This is a genomic window from Chelatococcus sp. YT9, from assembly GCF_018398315.1.
Lineage (GTDB): Bacteria > Pseudomonadota > Alphaproteobacteria > Rhizobiales > Beijerinckiaceae > Chelatococcus.
This window is the reverse complement of record NZ_JAHBRW010000001.1, coordinates 1553279-1569907: the sequence shown is the minus strand read 5'-3', so window position 1 is coordinate 1569907 and position 16629 is coordinate 1553279. Positions and strand designations below refer to the sequence as shown.

At 61.9% G+C, this 16629-nt stretch carries 15 protein-coding genes and 1 tRNA gene; 9 read left to right on the top strand and 7 right to left on the bottom strand.

Translation table 11 applies throughout. The features are described 5' to 3' along the window. Positions 1-11: 11 nt before the first annotated feature. Positions 12-536, bottom strand: a complete 525-nt coding sequence (gene fabA / locus KIO76_RS07090) for a 3-hydroxyacyl-[acyl-carrier-protein] dehydratase FabA (protein WP_213322162.1) — start codon at positions 534-536, stop codon at positions 12-14. A 352-nt stretch (positions 537-888) separates the two neighbouring features. Here fabA and irr point away from each other — a divergent pair, with 352 nt between their 5' ends. Genes irr through otsA form a run of 4 tightly spaced genes read left to right on the top strand, consistent with a single transcriptional unit; the run spans position 889 to position 5484 of the window. Next, positions 889-1392, top strand: coding sequence for a Fur family transcriptional regulator Irr (irr, locus tag KIO76_RS07085; protein ID WP_213322161.1), 504 nt, complete (start codon positions 889-891; stop codon positions 1390-1392). A 50-nt stretch (positions 1393-1442) separates the two neighbouring features. After that, a complete protein-coding gene (gene otsB, locus KIO76_RS07080) occupies positions 1443-2258 on the top strand; it encodes a trehalose-phosphatase (protein ID WP_213322159.1) in 816 nt (271 codons plus the stop codon). Further along, positions 2255-4093: a glycoside hydrolase family 15 protein gene (locus KIO76_RS07075; RefSeq protein WP_213322157.1), complete on the top strand. Its 1839-nt coding sequence runs from the start codon at positions 2255-2257 to the stop codon at positions 4091-4093. Before otsB ends, KIO76_RS07075 begins: the two co-directional genes overlap by 4 nt. Beyond that, a complete protein-coding gene (otsA, locus tag KIO76_RS07070; protein WP_213322155.1) occupies positions 4090-5484 on the top strand; it encodes an alpha,alpha-trehalose-phosphate synthase (UDP-forming) in 1395 nt (464 codons plus the stop codon). The genes KIO76_RS07075 and otsA overlap by 4 nt, the downstream gene beginning before the upstream one ends. A gap of 105 nt (positions 5485-5589) precedes the next feature. Here otsA and KIO76_RS07065 read toward each other — a convergent pair whose 3' ends face one another. Next, a complete protein-coding gene (locus KIO76_RS07065) occupies positions 5590-6066 on the bottom strand; it encodes an SH3 domain-containing protein (RefSeq protein WP_249729782.1) in 477 nt (158 codons plus the stop codon). A 540-nt stretch (positions 6067-6606) separates the two neighbouring features. Between KIO76_RS07065 and KIO76_RS07060 the strand changes: the two genes are divergently transcribed. Both KIO76_RS07060 and KIO76_RS07055 read left to right on the top strand, forming a co-directional pair. Then, positions 6607-7605, top strand: coding sequence for a 2-hydroxyacid dehydrogenase (locus KIO76_RS07060; RefSeq protein ID WP_213322153.1), 999 nt, complete (start codon positions 6607-6609; stop codon positions 7603-7605). Between the two features lie 5 nt (positions 7606-7610). After that, complete coding sequence (locus KIO76_RS07055; RefSeq protein ID WP_249729781.1) at positions 7611-8342, top strand: sulfate transporter family protein; 732 nt, start codon at positions 7611-7613, stop codon at positions 8340-8342. A 10-nt stretch (positions 8343-8352) separates the two neighbouring features. Here the strand turns inward: KIO76_RS07055 and KIO76_RS07050 are convergent, their stop codons facing one another. Then, complete coding sequence (locus KIO76_RS07050; RefSeq protein ID WP_213322151.1) at positions 8353-9357, bottom strand: complex I NDUFA9 subunit family protein; 1005 nt, start codon at positions 9355-9357, stop codon at positions 8353-8355. 497 nt (positions 9358-9854) lie between these two features. Between KIO76_RS07050 and KIO76_RS07045 the strand changes: the two genes are divergently transcribed. Beyond that, positions 9855-9939, top strand: a tRNA-Leu gene (locus KIO76_RS07045). A gap of 144 nt (positions 9940-10083) precedes the next feature. On the opposite strand, the gene gltS is transcribed toward KIO76_RS07045, so the two are convergent. The 4 genes from gltS to KIO76_RS07025 all read right to left on the bottom strand — a co-directional run bounded on the left by gltS (position 10084) and on the right by KIO76_RS07025 (position 14533). Then, the gene (gene gltS, locus KIO76_RS07040) at positions 10084-11289 is read right to left on the bottom strand and encodes a sodium/glutamate symporter (protein ID WP_213322149.1); all 1206 of its coding nucleotides are present in this window, start codon (positions 11287-11289) and stop codon (positions 10084-10086) included. A gap of 195 nt (positions 11290-11484) precedes the next feature. Next, positions 11485-11889, bottom strand: coding sequence for a hypothetical protein (locus tag KIO76_RS07035; RefSeq protein WP_213322147.1), 405 nt, complete (start codon positions 11887-11889; stop codon positions 11485-11487). Positions 11890-12853: 964 nt separating this feature from the next. Then, complete coding sequence (locus tag KIO76_RS07030) at positions 12854-13714, bottom strand: MurR/RpiR family transcriptional regulator (RefSeq protein ID WP_291976097.1); 861 nt, start codon at positions 13712-13714, stop codon at positions 12854-12856. Between the two features lie 51 nt (positions 13715-13765). Then, positions 13766-14533 carry an HAD-IIA family hydrolase gene (locus tag KIO76_RS07025; protein WP_213322145.1) on the bottom strand — a complete coding sequence of 256 codons (768 nt, stop codon included), beginning with the start codon at positions 14531-14533 and terminating at the stop codon, positions 13766-13768. A gap of 172 nt (positions 14534-14705) precedes the next feature. Here KIO76_RS07025 and KIO76_RS07020 point away from each other — a divergent pair, with 172 nt between their 5' ends. Beyond that, positions 14706-15629: an ABC transporter permease gene (locus tag KIO76_RS07020; RefSeq protein ID WP_249729522.1), complete on the top strand. Its 924-nt coding sequence runs from the start codon at positions 14706-14708 to the stop codon at positions 15627-15629. A 6-nt stretch (positions 15630-15635) separates the two neighbouring features. Further along, positions 15636-16538, top strand: a complete 903-nt coding sequence (locus KIO76_RS07015) for an ABC transporter permease (protein ID WP_213322143.1) — start codon at positions 15636-15638, stop codon at positions 16536-16538. Positions 16539-16629 lie beyond the last annotated feature (91 nt).

The window sequence follows — 16629 nt, the reverse complement described above, 5'->3', positions numbered from 1 at the left end:
GCGTGACACGATCAGCCGCCCTGTGCGTCTGCCTGGACCTGGAACAATCCGACACGCAGATCCTGCGCGAGATAGATGCGCTTGCCGTCCGCCTCCAGCCAGCCATCGGCGATGCCGAGAACCAGCTTGGAACGAAAAACGCGCTTCAGGTCGATTCCGTAGACGACCTTTTTCACGGTCGGCAGGACCTGGTCGACGAATTTCACCTCGCCCACACCCAGCGCCCGTCCCCGCCCCGGCGCTCCGAGCCAGCCGAGATAGAAGCCAAGGAGCTGCCAGAGAGCATCAAGCCCAAGGCAGCCCGGCATGACAGGATCACCCTTGAAATGGCATGGGAAAAACCAGAGGTCCGGCCTGACGTCCAGCTCAGCCCGCACCAAGCCCTTCCCCGAAGCCCCGCCGGTTTCGGCGATTTCCGAGATCCGATCGAACATCAGCATCGGCGGCAGAGGCAACTGGGCATTGCCAGGGCCGAACATCTCGCCGCGGCCGCAAGCCAGAAGCTCTTCGTAATTAAAACTGGACTGCCGCTCCATATCCTTCAGGCAACCTCTTCATCATTTCGTCACGTTTGGCTGGCTCGTTCTGCGCCGGCTCATTCAACGATGTCGTAACATACAGCCTTGATGGCCGAAAGCGGGGCTGCAGCGTTTTAGCGCAGGATGCTCAATCACCGCTCCCGCAACGGGCCGTCCCCCCGGCTGTCCAGCGCAGAATGTCATTGTGCGCGAATGACGTGGCAAGGCCGATGTAGCATCGGCAAGGCCAACGTCTGCCGGACATTTGATCGGCCCGCCGCGGGGCGCGCGGGTTGCGGCGAAAGCCTAAAGTTCTTATTGTTATAAGGTGATAGAGACAATTGGCCCTTGAGATCTGGAAAGTGGAACGATGACGGAGACCGTACAGGTCCGCGTAGCGCGCGATTCGACAGAGACTTCGCAGCGCGCCAACGGGACTTTCGCCGAACCGTCGCCGCGCCACGGCTGCCCCGTCCACGACCTGCGTGAGCATTTGCGCAAGGCAGGCCTGCGTCCCACCCGCCAACGCATCTCGTTGGGCTGGCTCCTCTTCGCCAAGGGCGATCGGCATGTTTCAGCCGAAATGCTCTATGAGGAGGCGACGCTGGCGCGTGTGCCTGTGTCCCTGGCAACCGTCTATAACACTCTCCACCAGTTCACCGAGGCTGGCCTCCTGCGGGAACTTGCCGTTGATGGATCGAAGACATATTTCGATACCAACGTGTCCGACCATCACCACTTCTTTCTCGAAGGGGATGACACGCTCTTGGATATCCCGGCGCCCGCAGTCGCGGTCAGTGATCTTCCCGAGCCACCTCCCGGCATGGAGGTCGCGCGCGTGGACGTCATCGTTCGCTTGCGCCGGAAGGCTTGATTTTTCACGCTTCTGAGGCCGGAGCCGGCCCGGATGGAGCTGGAAAGAGTATGGTGTCTCGAGTCAATAGAACAGACGACGATTCTGTTGCGGCCTCGTCGCTGCTGAAGACAATCGTCGAGCGTCCGGCGGACTACGCCCTCTTTTTCGATGTCGACGGCACGCTGATCGAGATTGCCATGTCACCCGATGCCGTCGAGGTTCCCCGAGACCTGCCGGATGGCCTGCGTCGCCTATCTCACCGGTACGGCGATGCGCTTGCCCTCTTGAGCGGGCGATCCATTGAATGGCTCGACGGGCGCTTCGAGAATGCGGTGACTCCGATCGGGGGGTTGCACGGCCTCGAGCGGCGAGATGCCAGTGGCGTGCTGCAGCGGATCGGAGCGCCACCGATGCTCGAAGCAGCGCGCGCGACGATCATGGCGGCGCTCGACGACATGACGGGCGTCCTCGTCGAGGATAAGGATCTCTCCATCGCTTTGCACTATCGCGCTGCGCCCGAGCAGCGCCTTCCAGTGAAGCGGCTATTGACCCGTCTTGCTGAGGGAAGCGATGGAATGCTCGACGTGTTGCCGGGCAAGGCTGTCGTCGAGCTGCGCACGACAGGTGCCCACAAAGGCTCCGCGCTGATGGCCTTCATGCGTGAGGAGCCTTTTGCCGGTCGCCTGCCTGTGTTCTTCGGCGATGACCGAACGGATGAGGACGCCTTTGCGGCCGCGCGCGAGAAGGGTGGCGTCGCGGTTGTTATTGGCCGGCCAGCGGAGGAGGCGGGCGCGAACCTGTCCCTTCCCAACCCCGCTAGCGTTCGGAAATTCATCGCTCTGGCCGGCGCCGAGAATCTGGAGCCGGTCGGAGCGATTGCATGATATCAGAGGAACTGAGCGAGCCTGCCCATGTGGCTGCGGGCACCGAACCTGTGGCTGGGAATCTTGATCTTGGCGTGATCGGCAACAGCGCACTCGCGGCACTGATCGATGACAAGGCAAGCATCGTATGGTGCTGCTACCCCCGGCTTGACGGTGATCCCGTCTTTCACGCCCTGCTCGGCAGTATCGATAAAGGCGATGGCGCCTTTGCGATCGACATCGAGAATGTCGTCAAGACTGAGCGACGCTATCTTCCGAATACCGCGATTCTTGAAACACTCATCGAGACAGCCGACGGTGCGCGTGTTCGCGTGATCGATTTCGCGCCCCGCTTTAAATTCAGCGGGCGTATCTTCAGGCCTGCCATGCTCATGCGCCAGATCGAGCCGGTGGTCGGTACGCCACAGGTGACGATCCGCATCAAACCGCGCGCGGATTTTGGCCAGGTCGCTCCGGAAATCACGCGGGGTTCGAACCACATCCGCTACCGCCTTGGGGAGCAGACGCTGCGGCTGACGACGGATGCCTCGCCAGGCCTCATCCTGGACGAGGTGGCTTTCGTCCTCGACAGGCCTCTCACTTTCGTGCTCGGCTCCGATGAAACGCTGAACGAAGCCCCCAGCGCGGTCTTTCGTCATTTCCTCGAGGAAACGACGCAATACTGGCGGGAATGGGTACGCTATCTCGCGATTCCCTACGAATGGCAGGACGTGGTCATTCGCGCGGCGATCACGCTGAAGCTTTGCGCCTACGAGGAAACCGGGGGCATCGTTGCGGCCCTCACCACCTCTATCCCGGAATACGGCACGAGTGGCCGTACCTGGGATTACCGTTACTGCTGGCTTCGCGACTCATTCTTCACGGTTCGCGCGCTCAATCGTCTCGGCGTGACCAAGACGATGGAAGACTTCATTAGCTATGTCGCCAATGTGGTGGCCCGCAGCGCGGATCGGGAGCTGCAGCCTCTGTTCGGACTGCAGTTCGAAGCCAAAATCGACGAATATACGCTCGAAGCGCTGCCGGGGTACCGCGGATACGGGCCTGTCCGCCGCGGCAACGCTGCCTATCTGCAGCGGCAGAACGACGGCTATGGTTCCGTGATCCTGGCGATATCCCAGTGCTTCTTCGACGAACGGCTGGATGTGCGGGGTGATCTTGATCTGTTCTATCGTCTCGAGGCCCTGGGCGAACGCGCGGCTATTCTCTGGAACGAACCCGATGCCGGCTTGTGGGAATACCGAACGCTGTCGAGCGTCCATACCCATTCGGCCGCCATGTGCTGGGCCGCCTGTGACCGCCTTGCGCGTATCGCACTGAAGCTCGAACTCACCGATCGCGCAACGTATTGGCGCGAGCATGCCGACCGGCTGCGCTCAAGAATTTTTGCGGAAGCATGGAACGAGGAACTGCAAAGCTTCGTTTCGTCATTCGGTGGCACGGATGTTGATGCAGCCTTGCTACTCCTGGCGGACATCGGCTTGGTACGGGCGGATGATCCGCGTTTCCGTTCAACAGTGGAATTGATCGGTAAGCGCCTCAAGCGCGGCAATCATCTCTTCCGTTATGCCGGAGAGGATGATTTCGGAAAGCCTGAGACGGCCTTCACGATCTGTACGCTGTGGTATATTGAAGCTTTGGCCAAGATTGGCCGTGGGGCGGAAGCGCGGGAATTGTTCAAGCACGTGCTCGGCCGCCGTAATAGTCTCGGCCTTCTCTCCGAAGGCATTCATGTCGAGACGGGTGAGCTTTGGGGTAACTTCCCCCAGACTTATTCCATGGTGGGGCTGATCCACGCCGCCTTGTCACTGTCGCGATCCTGGGAGGAGGCCTTTTGAGCAAGCTGGTGGTCGTTTCCAACCGTGTCGGTGTTCCCACGAAGAAAAGCGGGGTCGCCGCAGGTGGACTGGCCGTGGCGCTCAACGATGTCCTCGCCGACAGAGGAGGCCTGTGGTTCGGCTGGAGTGGCAAGATCGGAGCGCCGCAATCCGACGCGACGCTCGTGGAGCATGGCAAGATCACCTATGCCCTCTGCGATCTCTCCAGCGAGGATTTCGGCGAATATTACAACGGCTTCGCGAACCGTACCTTATGGCCGCTGCTGCATTACCGGCTGGACCTAACTGAATTCGCGCGGCGAGACCTTGCGGGCTACCGGCGGGTGAACAGCTATTTCGCCGATCTCCTGATCAAGCACATCGATCCGGACGATCTCATCTGGATCCACGACTATCATCTCATCCCGCTCGCGGAGGCTTTACGAGCGCGTGGCGTCAACAACCGCATCGGCTATTTCCAGCATATTCCGTGGCCCTCGCCCGATATCTTCCTCGCACTGCCGAACCACATCGAGATCGGCCATGCGCTCACAGCCTGCGACCTCGTCGGTTTTCAGACGGAGCGTGACGCGGTCAATTTCGGCCGTTACCTTGTCGAGGAACTCGGAGCCTTCGCGCGCAAGGACCATGTGTTTTCAGTCGCCGGACGCGAGCTGCGGACAGGGGTCTATCCCGTCGGCATCGACAGGCTCGGCTTTGCCAAAATGGCGAAGCGCGCCAGCCGTTCGCGCTTTGTCACCGAGGTTGCGGAGAGCCTGAATGGCCGGCCCATGCTGATGGGCGTCGACCGTCTCGACTACTCCAAAGGACTGACGCAGCGGCTTGATGCCTTCGAGCGGATGCTGGAAACAGCACCGGAGTGGCGTGGTCATGTCACCTTCCTGCAGATCACGCCCAGGAGCCGGGGCGACATCCCGGAATACGCGGCCATGCAGCGTGCTCTCGGTGAAACCGCCGGGCGCATCAACGGGCGTTACGGCGAAGCCAACTGGACGCCCATACGTTACGTCAACAGGTCGCATACGCGGCTTGAGCTCGCCGGTCTCTATCGCGTCGCCAAGGTCGGGGTGGTCACGCCTCTTCGCGATGGCATGAATCTCGTCGCCAAGGAATATGTCGCGGCACAGGACCCGGAGGATCCCGGCGTCCTCGTGATCTCGCGCTTCGCCGGCGCCGCCAGCGTTCTCGACGGTGCGTTGGTGGTCAATCCTTATGATATGGACGGCACCGCCAACGCGTTGAGCCAGGCTCTCGCGATGCCGCTGGAAGAGCGGCGGCAACGTTGGCAATCGATGTGGGATCGGCTCGAGACCACAGACATCGCGGGCTGGGCCCCGAGTTTTCTGAGCGCGCTGGAACATGTTGCCCATCGCCGACGCCCATCCTGGTAGGGAAGCGTACCGGTCAATGGATTGAGGCGAAAGGTTCGGATCTTCAGAATATCCGGTGCGTCAAGGCTTTCTGCGGCGCACCACCTCGGCGTCGGGTGCTTCCCGTCACTTGACCTGTTCGTGCGGATAAACGCCCCATAGGCGGTCCTGCTTCATATAGCCCGCGACGTCGCGCACCATCACACTGCACCACGTGCCGTCGCAGGAGCGTACGTTGGCGATGACCCCCGCCTGGAGCCTCGCGGTGACCGGCGAATTTGCATCGGTTTGATCGCGCATGTCGAAGGTCTGACCCTTTTCCCAAGGTGCGACGAGCGCGGTCCGGCGTCCGGACAACAGGCTATGCAGGACCCAACCCTCAGCACCTTCTGAATCACGGATGCGACGCCATGTCTCGAACTCGGCCGTCACTTCCACCGGCAATCCGGCGCGCTGGAAAACCCAGGTGACGCGATGATCCTTGGAGGGACCTTCCCGTAGATTTACCCGATCAGATTTCAGGCTGACGTAACGGGGAACGGGCAGGCCGCTCACCGTGCCGACAGGCGTCGCTGGCTGCGCGGGAGCAGCGGCCACCTGCATGCTCTCGGCTTTGACACTCTCTGATGCGCTGGCGGCGGGTTTTCCGGCCGGCACGCTGCTGGCCGCCCGGGCGTCCTGGGTCCCGTGAGTCACAATGGCAACAATCGGTACTGCGGCAACCATCAGAAGGCAGGCGAGGCGTATCACGTTCGCAGATTGGATCAGCATCGTCTTCTCAGTCTGAAATCGGTGCAGGTAACATCGGGATGGTCGAGACATGCGGCAAACGCACGAGCCCCGCCAATCTGTGGCGTTATGCGTTAACGGCAGCCTAATGGGTCTGCGATGCATCATCACCCACCGGCACGCCGTGTCAATTTCCACAGAACCAGCCCGCGCAACCGCGCAGGCCGCTGCGCCACAGCCGCGACTTGACGGCCGCCCGCAGCTTCGCTCTCTTGCGACCTGGTTGCCGTTCCGCTAGAGCAAATCCGTCTGCTGCGGACTTGCGCCGCCTAAAAATACGAGCAATTGCCTGACTTTCATTGTATCGGGCGATTCAGTCCAAGTTGGATTCGCTCTGAGGCCGAGATCCAGAAGATGAGCAAGCCACAGCCTCTCGTCGTCGTTACACGCCGTCTGCCGGAGCCGGTCGAAGCGCGAATGCGCGAGCTGTTTTCGGTCCAGCTCAATGGTACCGACCAGCCATTCTCGCGCACCGACCTGATCACCGCGATGAAGACGGCCGAAGTTCTCGTACCCACGATCACCGACCGGATCGATGAGGGCGTTCTCGCCGAAGCCGGCGAGCAATTGCGTCTCATTGCCAATTTCGGCAACGGCGTGGACCACATCGATGTCGAAGCGGCGACGGCGCGCGGCATCACCGTGACCAATACCCCCGGTGTTCTCACGGCGGACACCGCCGACATGACCATGGCCCTCATGCTCGCGGTGGTCCGCCGATTGCCGGAGGGCGCCCGGATCATCCCGAACGAAGAGCCTTGGGCTGGGTGGTCTCCGACCTGGATGCTCGGGCGGCGCATCACCGGCAAGCGCCTCGGCATCGTTGGCATGGGGCGGATCGGCCAGGCCCTTGCTGCCCGAGCCCGCGCCTTCGGGCTTTCGATCAACTATCACAACAGGCGCCGGCTGCCGGGAGATACCGAGACGGCGCTGGACGCAACCTATTGGTCGAGCCTCGACCGTATGCTGGCGCGGATGGACATTGTCTCGATCCACTGTCCTCATACGCCGGCGACCTACCATCTATTGTCAGCGCGCCGCCTGAAGCTGATGAAGCCTGACGCGGTCATCATCAACACGGCGCGTGGTGAGATCATCGATGAGGCCGCCCTCATCGCCATGCTCGAAGCCAATGAGCTGCATGGCGCTGGTCTCGACGTGTTTCAGCATCATCCGGCGGTCAACCCGCGGCTGCTGCGCCTCGCCAAGGCCAACAAGGTGGTGCTGCTGCCGCATATGGGGTCGGCCACGCTTGAAGGGCGTATCGACATGGGCGACAAGGTCATGGTCAATATTCGTGCCTTTCTCGATGGGCACAAGCCGCCGAACCGTATCCTGCCCAGCATGTTGTGATCGCATTGCCCCTGTTCGCATCCTTTTCCCTCGTCCTGCAGGCTGCAATCAAGGCGGCCTCACAAGTCCTGTCGCCAGGCTTCCGCCGCCTCCTGTGGCGTTCGCTGGGGTTGACGATCCTGCTGCTTGCGATCGTTTGGTTCGCCCTGACGCGGGTCATCGCCCATTTCATGGACGGCAGTGACATCCTGTCGAACTACCCGCTCATCGACAGCTTGGCCTTCTTCTTCGCGGGAGTGGGCATCTTCATTGGGCTTGCCTATATCATCGCACCCGTGACGGCTGTCGTCGCCGGCTATTTCCTTGATGATGCGGCGGCTCTGGTGGAGGAGCGTCACTATCCGGGCGACCGACCCGGCGAGCCATTGTCCTTCGGACGCTCGCTACTTTACGGCCTGCGCTTCGCCGGCCTCGCCCTGCTCGTCAACGGCGTGGCGCTGATCCTGTTCTTCGTGCCCGTCGTGAATATCGTGGCCTTCTTCTTGGCCAATGGCTACCTGCTCGGACGGGAGTATTTCGAACTCGCCGCCGGCCGCTTCCGTCCCATGCCGGAAGCAGCGGCCATGCGCGTCGCCAATCGCGGCACGGTCCTGATCGCCGGGCTCATGCTCGCGGTGATGGTGGCCATTCCCATCGTCAACCTATTCACGCCGCTTTTCGGCGTCGCCCTCATGGTTCATATCCATAAGGGGCTGGCGGCGCGCGGCCGGGTTCCCGAACGCTCGCAGACGTACTAGCACGTTCCGATCAGATAGCCCGAATGTCGGCAAACTGGCCAGCGCGGCGGAAACGCCAGAGATAGCCCGGGACGGTCGCCTCATAGGGCGTTGGCGTGATCCCGATATCGGTGAGCGTGCGGCCGGTATCGATGGCCGTCGCCGATACGACATTGTCATGGCCCAGCAACGCGACCTGATCGCGCGTGAGCACGAGATAGTCCGGCAGGATACCGAAGGTAAGCTTGTCGGCGAACTCAACGACGCCCGCCAGAAGTGAGGCGCCGGCCTTCGGCAGATCCACGACAAGCCGGCGACGGCCGATGACGCCAAGCGTGTAGTCGACGATTTCGCGAAGTGTCTTCACCTCAGGCCCGCCGAGCTCGTAGACATGGCCTTCCGCAACGGCACCGTCGACAGCGCGGGCAATGGCTTCAGCGACGTCGCCGACATAGACCGGCTGGAAACGCGTGGCACCGCCAGTGATCGGCACGACCGGCATGCGGCTGCCGAGCGCCGCGAAGCGGTTGAAGAACCCGTCCTCCGGGCCGAACACGACCGACGGACGAAAGATGGTTGCCGTGGGAACATGGCTGAACGCCGAAGCCTCTCCGGCTGCCTTCGTGCGGGCGTAGAGCGATTCCGACTGCGCATCGGCGCCGAGCGCGGACACATGAATAAGACGGGCGCCCGCCGTCGCGGCTGCCTCGGCCACCGAGCGGGCACCGAAGCTGTGAACCGCCGCGAAATTCTGACGGCCGGCTTCCTTGAGCACACCAACCAGATTGATGACGACGTCCGAGCCGCGTGCCGCATTCTGGACGGATTGCTTGTAGCGCAGATTGGCCTGTACCGCGTGGATCTGTCCGACACGGCCGAGCGGCTGCAGGAAGCCGGCGAGGTCCGGCCGCCGCACGGCGACACGGATACGATAGCCGCGCTGGGCGAGCGCACGCACCACATGACGACCGATGAAGCCCGATCCGCCGAAGACGGTGATGAGCTGTGAGGACGTCCCCACTACTCCCGCTGTCATCGAAAGCCTCCGCCTGTTTGGAATTGATCTCGACACGTGTTCCATAGAGCGCTTTGCCGCAGGAGGGAACCATGCGGCAGTGAAGAATCCATCAAATCACACGTGCCATTGCGTCGCTGCGAGGCTTCGCCCTCAACCGAACGATGCGTGACCCAAGGCCGCTTCAGACAGACGGTGCCCTTCCCCTCGCAGCGGTACTGCCGACGGCTCCGTCATGCGTATGCAACCGCTGCACCAATATCCGCTCTCGCGCGGCCACGAAGACGGAACGGCGTAGATGCGGCGGGATTCTCCGCCCGTCAGGCAAAGACGTCTCGCGGCGCGCCTCTCCTGGAGGCGAATGCCATGGTGAGACCGCAGAGCACCGCCGTTCCCCACACACCGGGCGTTTTCCCGTGACAGTAAGTTGGATATGACCGCGGCATGACGAATGCCGTTGACAGGTGATGCGGCGACCCTCTAAAGAGCGCCTGCCGGCCCTGATGGGAAGGCCACCTGCCCAGGTGGTGGAATTGGTAGACACGCAGGTTTCAGGTACCTGTGCCGCAAGGCGTGAAGGTTCGAGTCCTTTCCTGGGCACCATTGTGACAAGCGGCGAAGCATCTGCCTCAGGCAGGACCGCCGCTTTTTTATTTTCGCGAGAAGGCCGGCCCTCGATCCGATTGCCGCGCGGCCGCCTTTACTGAATGGCTGCGCCAGAACGCCTTTCGGTGACCGGCGCCACCTTCACCGCACCATGAACCCGATCGCCACCGCATTGACGATGTCGATGAAGAAGGCGGAGACGAGCGGCAGGATGATGAAGGCGACAGGAGCGGCGCCATGCACCTTCGTCACAGCGGTCATATTGGCGATGGCGGTAGGCGTTGCGCCAAGGGAAATGCCGCTGAACCCGGCCGAAACCACCGCCGCGTCGTAGTCGCGGCCCATGGCGGGAAACACCACGAACAGGATATAAGCGACCGCCGCAACTGTCTGGACGCCAAGCACCACGAGCAGGGCAGGGCCTAGATCCCCCAGCGTCCAGAGCTGCATGCTCATCAAGGACATGGCGAGAAAAACGCTCAGCGACAGGTCAGAGACGAGCGACAGCGCCTTGGTCCGTGTCGGCCAGAGCAGGCCCCGGAAGACATAGGGGATGGTGTTCGTCATCACGATCGCGACCATGAGGCAAGCGACGAACAGCGGCAGATTGATGCCGAATTCGTCCACCAGCTCATCCAGGGCGAAGCCGATCAGAATGGCGATGTTGAGCACCAGGACCGTCCGCAGCAGACTTACCGCGCTCACCTCACTTCGTGAGCCACCTTCCGGATCATCCGGCAGACCGACGATCGGGGCCTTCTCAACAGGGCCACTCAAGCCATAGCGCGCGATGAGCAAGCGCGCGACTGGGCCCCCCACCAGGCTCGCGATGACAAGGCCGAGCGTGGCGCTGGCAATGCCGACCTCCAGGGCCTGAGAGACTCCCAGACGCTGCTCGATGATCGGGGCCCAGGCGATCGTCGTGCCATGGCCGCCGATCAACGAAGCCGAGCCGAGGAACGGGGCAAGTCCCTCCGGCAGGCCGAGCAGGGCAACGCTGCCGACCGCGATCACGTTCTGCAGGACGAGGAAAACGATGGTGACCGCCAGCAGGACAGCCAGCCGACGCCCGCCTGTCATAAGGTCTGACAGGCGGGCATTCAGCCCGATCCCCGTGAAGAAATAGAGGAGCAGCATGTCGCGCGCCTCGAGATCGAAGCCAATCGTAGTGCCTAAAACGTGGTAGGCAGCAAGCGTCGCGACCGCTGCGACGAGACCGCCGGTAACGGCCTCGGGAATGTTCCAGCGGCGCAGCGGCGCGATCAAGCGATTGAGCCCCGCTCCGGTGAAGTACACCAGGATGGCGATAGTGAAAGAGAGTAGTCCCGGAACAGCGATCGTTGTCATGCCCGCTCTTAGAGCAAAGGACATGATGTCGAGCAACTGTCGCTTTCGTCTTCATTTTTTCATCCCCGCACAAGATTGGGGCGGGAGTTTCAGAACGGGCCACACCGCGGGTCTAGATTGGTGGTGCGGCAAATCATAGCGCCGCCTAGAATGGTCATCTCGAGGACGCGGATTTCAGATGCCGCCTTGCGCATCTCATAAGCCGGCCATCAGGAGTGCCTGGATCTCAACGTTGGGATCAACGCCGGTAACCTCGACATCCTTTGCTGGTGCATCTGGCGCGTGAAAACCCGCGCTATGTTCCGCAAGGTCCGACGCGCTAACATCTCGCACGCTGCGGTGGCTTGCCTTAGAAACAAGCGGTTCGTTGGCAGGCTGAAGGTAAGATGGAATGAAGTGCTTGAAACTCGAACTCGTCTGAGCCTCCTCGATCTTGGCTGGATCGACCAACCAGACCTGTCGCGGGTTGTCTTCCGTCCCGATCCAGAATTTTTTTGTCGTCATGTCCTGATAAAGATTGTAGCCATCATCGCCATGCTTTCGCTCTTGGTAACGCGCATCCTTGAACAACTTGGCGACTTTTTCGAAGCCATTGGTCATAGCAGTACTCCTCGATATCAAAGATATCCAAACTGTTTGCCGAGACCTCTACCCCATCGTCCGCACGAAGACACGATGCGAACGTAGCATTTACTCACGGTCTCGACCTATAAATAGTATTTCAAAACAAGCTCCGCGAGGCGAATAGTGCAGACTCGGCTGCAGCGCAGGCTTGGCAAAGGAGGAGAACATGCGCCCAACCACCTCGCGCAATTTATATTAGTTACCAATGGTGAGACCCAGGCACGACCTACAACGTCCATCCTTTGTTCCTAAGGCCATATGCATCCCTTTATTTTTTTGCGCGGCATGGAACAATTCAATCCTGAATACAGATTTTTGCCATTACTTACTGTGACGCTCACATAACGAACACATAATCACCACGGAGTTATCCTCCGCCTGACAGATTGCGCTCGCATTGCGCCTGCAGCCTAGATGGCTTCTGAAACGGCTAATGAGGAATGATCGATGCGACTCATGATGGTACTCGCGACGAGCACAACCCTCGCGTTTTCCCCCGTCGCTTATGCACAAGCTCCTGCTGCAAAGCCTCCAACCACTTCTCAACAGGTTCCCCAGGAAGCGCCACAGATACGAAGTGTCAGGGTCTTCGACATCGAAGAACTGCCGGAGGCCACGAGGACGGAAGTCAATAACGCCGCGGCGCAACGAAGCCCCACCGAACTTCAGCAGCTCCGCGCGTCGATCGAAGCGACGCCTGCAATCAAGTCGGCCTTGACATCAAAAGGGCGCACGTCAGCGCAAGTCATCGTGGCCAGCTTGAGCCAAGACGGCACATTGACGCTCGTGACAAAGAAGACAACCTAGGCAGCTCAGGATCTTGGGCCAGCCCGGCATTGAGGATGGTATACAGCGGTCATCCCGGACGATTTGCGGCTTCCGGGATGACCTGAGGTTTCGGAGCCTCAGCCTCGCCAATCATTCAATTGTTGATCTAATTCTAGAAGCGCTTCGTCGAAAGCACATCGAAAGTCTTGCTGATCGTCGTCAATGCTTTGTCATAATCGGCAAGGGACAGGCAGGCGATGAGAGCGTCGATGACGGCGAGCTGAGCGATGCGGCTGGTCATTGCTTCCGTTCGGAACTGCGTCTCGCGCGCCATGGTATGCAGCACGATATCGGCATACGCCAGCAACGGCGATTTGCCGAAATTGGTTATGCAGATCGTCGTCGCGCCGGCTTCCCGCGCGAGTTTCGTCGCGGTCACGGTCTCGTGGGTCGAGCCGGAATGGGAAATGGTGATCGTCGCAACGCCAGGCCCGGTCAGTGACGCGCTGATCGCCTGCACATGCGAATCGACCACCACCTTGGCCTCGACGCCGATGCGCAAAAGCCGGTAGTTGGCATCCTCGGCGATCGGCGCCGCGCTGCCGATGCCATAAAGCTCTACCCGACGCGCCTTGCGAATCGCGTGCGCGGCCGCTTCCATCGCCCCGGTATCGAGCACCTTCATCGTGTCGTGCAGAGCCTGCAGGTCGCTGCGGAAGATCTTCTCGATCACCGTGCCGGTCGCGTCGGTCGGCGACAGATCCTCGTGGATGAACTGGACGGGTTGCACGAGATCACGCGCCAGGGCGATCTTGACTTGCTGAAATCCACGCGCGCCCAGTTGCTGGCATAGCGAGATGACGCTGCCTTCGCTCGCTCCGGCACGCTCAGCCACCTCCGTGACCGACATATGGACGACCTCCGCCGCATGGGCGAGGAAAAAATCGGCAATGCGCGCCGCAGTCGGCGGCAAGCTAGCCCGCAAAGCTGTCAGGCGTTCAAGAACACCATCCAGCCCGACGACGGCGGGCACTCGCGTTTTGTCTCCGACCTCAATCCCACTCACGCTGGCGCCTTTCGCTGTTCAGGGGACCCCTGCGGGAATGGCGAGGCCATCTTCTGCTTGGAGCCACACGCCCTCCCGAGCAGCGTCAGGAAAAAACCCGCCTGTCATCTCCACATAACGCAAGCCGGCACGGCGCGCGCCCTCCCCATCCGTCGCAGGATTGTCGCCAACCATAGCCACGAGGTGGCGCGGCAGGTCGAGGAGGGCAAGACCGGCCTCGAAGAGGGCTGGCTGCGGCTTGCCAACGAGGCGATAGGGAACCGGACCTGTGCAGGCCAGCAACGCCGCAAGCAGCGCTCCAGTCTCAGGAACAACGCGGCCACCCACGCCGGGATGCACAAGATCGGGATTGGCGACGACGAGCTTGGCACCGCTCCGCACCGCATTGGCCGCAATTGCCAGCCGCTCGTACGTGAATTGACGGTCCCGCCCGAGAAATACGAAATCCGGCCGCTCGGCCACGGGCGCTAGCCCCCTGCCGCGCGCGTAGCGCATCAGACTGCGGCTCGCCAGCATGAGAACCCGTGCGCCCGGGCGCTCGGCCGCGACACCATCGAGCGCGCTCGCTCCTGCCAGCAGGATGCGTTCAGCGGGGACGTTCAACCGAAGCCGCCTCAGGCTGCGCGCCAATTCCACAGGCGTGTGCTCGGCATCGTTCGAGACGATGACACAGCGGTTTGCGAAGGCGTCCAGAAAATCTGCGGCACCTGGCAGCGGCAGCCCGCCACTCACCAGCGTTCCATCAAGATCGACGAGGCAGCCGCTGATATCTTCCAATGCGCGCAAGGCATGCATCCCAACTTCGAGCAAGGCTTGCATGGACTAATATTATCTCAGTGTCAAATGCATCATTAGCTGAGCAATGTTCATTATCCTGTCATGGAAGACTGCGAGAACGAGGCGGTCGCATGGGCTGAAGCCGCATGCCGACCTGATCCCGACTGAGATGGAGGGCGTGATGTTCGCATTCCTGGGCGGTCGCCTCGTTCGGATGGCGATCACGCTCTGGGCGATCGTTACGGCCGTGTTCCTCGCGACGCGGCTGACCGGCAACCCGATCGATTTCCTGATGCCCGAAGGCCTCGACGCGGCATCCCGTGGCGAGATGATTGCCTATTGGGGCCTTGACCGGCCGGTGATCGAGCAATACGCGCTCTTTTGGAAATCCCTCGCCTCCGGCGATTTTGGACTGGGCCTGATGGAACGGCGGCCGGTCGCGGTCATTTTCGGCGAACGGCTCTGGCAGAGCGCATCGCTTTTGGTGGCGACACTGGTGCTCACCATCGCGGTCGGCGTTCCGCTCGGCATTCTGGCGGCGCTCTGGCGCGGTCAGGCCCGCGGCCAAAGCGTGCTCTTCATCGCCTTCCTCGGCTACGCGATCCCGAATTTCGTGCTCGCGATCCTGCTGCTCCTCATCTTTTCCTACACGCTGCATTGGCTCCCCAGCGCAGGCTCGGCCACCCTCTGGCACTATCTGATGCCGACAGCCGCGCTTTCGGCCTATTTCATCGCGGCGCTGACGCGCTACACCCGCAACGCCATGCTCGATGTCCTCTCCGAGGACTACATGCGCACCGCCCGCGCCAAGGGCCTGTCCGAGCGCGTGGTCATCCTGCAGCACGGGCTGCGCAACGCGCTGATCCCGGTCATCACCGTGCTCGGGCTGCAGATCACAACGCTCGTTTCCGGCACGGTGGTGGTGGAGACCGTCTTCGCCTGGAACGGCATCGGCGACCTCCTTGTCGGCGCGACGCTGCGGCGTGACTACCCCGTGCTGCAATTCGGCGTCCTCGTCGTCGCCGGCACCGTGATCCTCGTCAATTTCGCGATCGACCTCGCCTATGCGGCGGCTGATCCGCGCGTTCGCATCGCAGGAGCCTGAGCCGCCATGACCGAGATCACGGCTTCCAAGCTCGCCGCTCCGACGCGCCGCCTGCCGCGGCTCAAGCTGGCTTGGCCCAACGGCCCCAATTCCTTCATCGCGATCGCCGGGCTGCTCGCGCTCCTGTTCGTCAGCCTCGCCATTCTAGCGCCTGTCATTTCGCCGTTCGATCCCGATCAACAGAAACTCCTGGCGCGGTTGAAGCCTCCGGTCGGCTTCGCGGGCGCCAATCCCGCCTACTGGCTCGGGACCGACCAACTCGGCCGGGACCTCCTCTCCCGCTGCCTCCATGGCCTGCGGCTGACGCTGCTTTTGGCCCTGTTCGGCACGCTTCTCGGCCTTGCCCTCGGCGCGGCGCTCGGTCTCCTCGCCGGACTGGTGCGCGGCTGGGTCGACGCGCTGGTCATGGGCCTCGTCGACATCATGATGTCATTGCCTTTCACGCTGGTCGCCCTTTTCGTGGTGGCGATCGCCGGCACTGATGTCACGGTGCTGATCTGTGTGCTCGGCATCGCCTATTGGGCGCATTTCGCGCGGTTGATCCGGGCGCAGGTGCTGAGCCTCAGGGAGATGCCGTTCGTCGAGGCCGCCCGCTCAGTCGGCGCCAGCGGCTGGCGCATCGCCACCGTGCATATGCTCCCGAACCTCATCTCGCCGGTCGTGGTAATGGCGAGCCTGAACTTCTCGAACCTCATCCTGCTCGAATCGGCGCTGTCCTTCCTCGGGCTCGGCGTTCAGCCGCCGACGGCGACGCTCGGCTCCATGGTCGGACAGGGCCGCGACTACATGGCTTCGGCGCCCTGGATCGTGGCCGTGCCGGCTCTGCTCATCGTCATCGTGAGCCTCGTCGCCATGCTGCTCGGCGATGCGCTGCGTGACCGACTCGATCCACGCCTGCGTGGATGGTGACGCGCCATTCGCCCAAGCGCCAGACCCGTGCGCCGCCTCTTTCACGCATCACCAAAGTCTGTCCGCACGAACCGATCTCAAGGCCTCATTC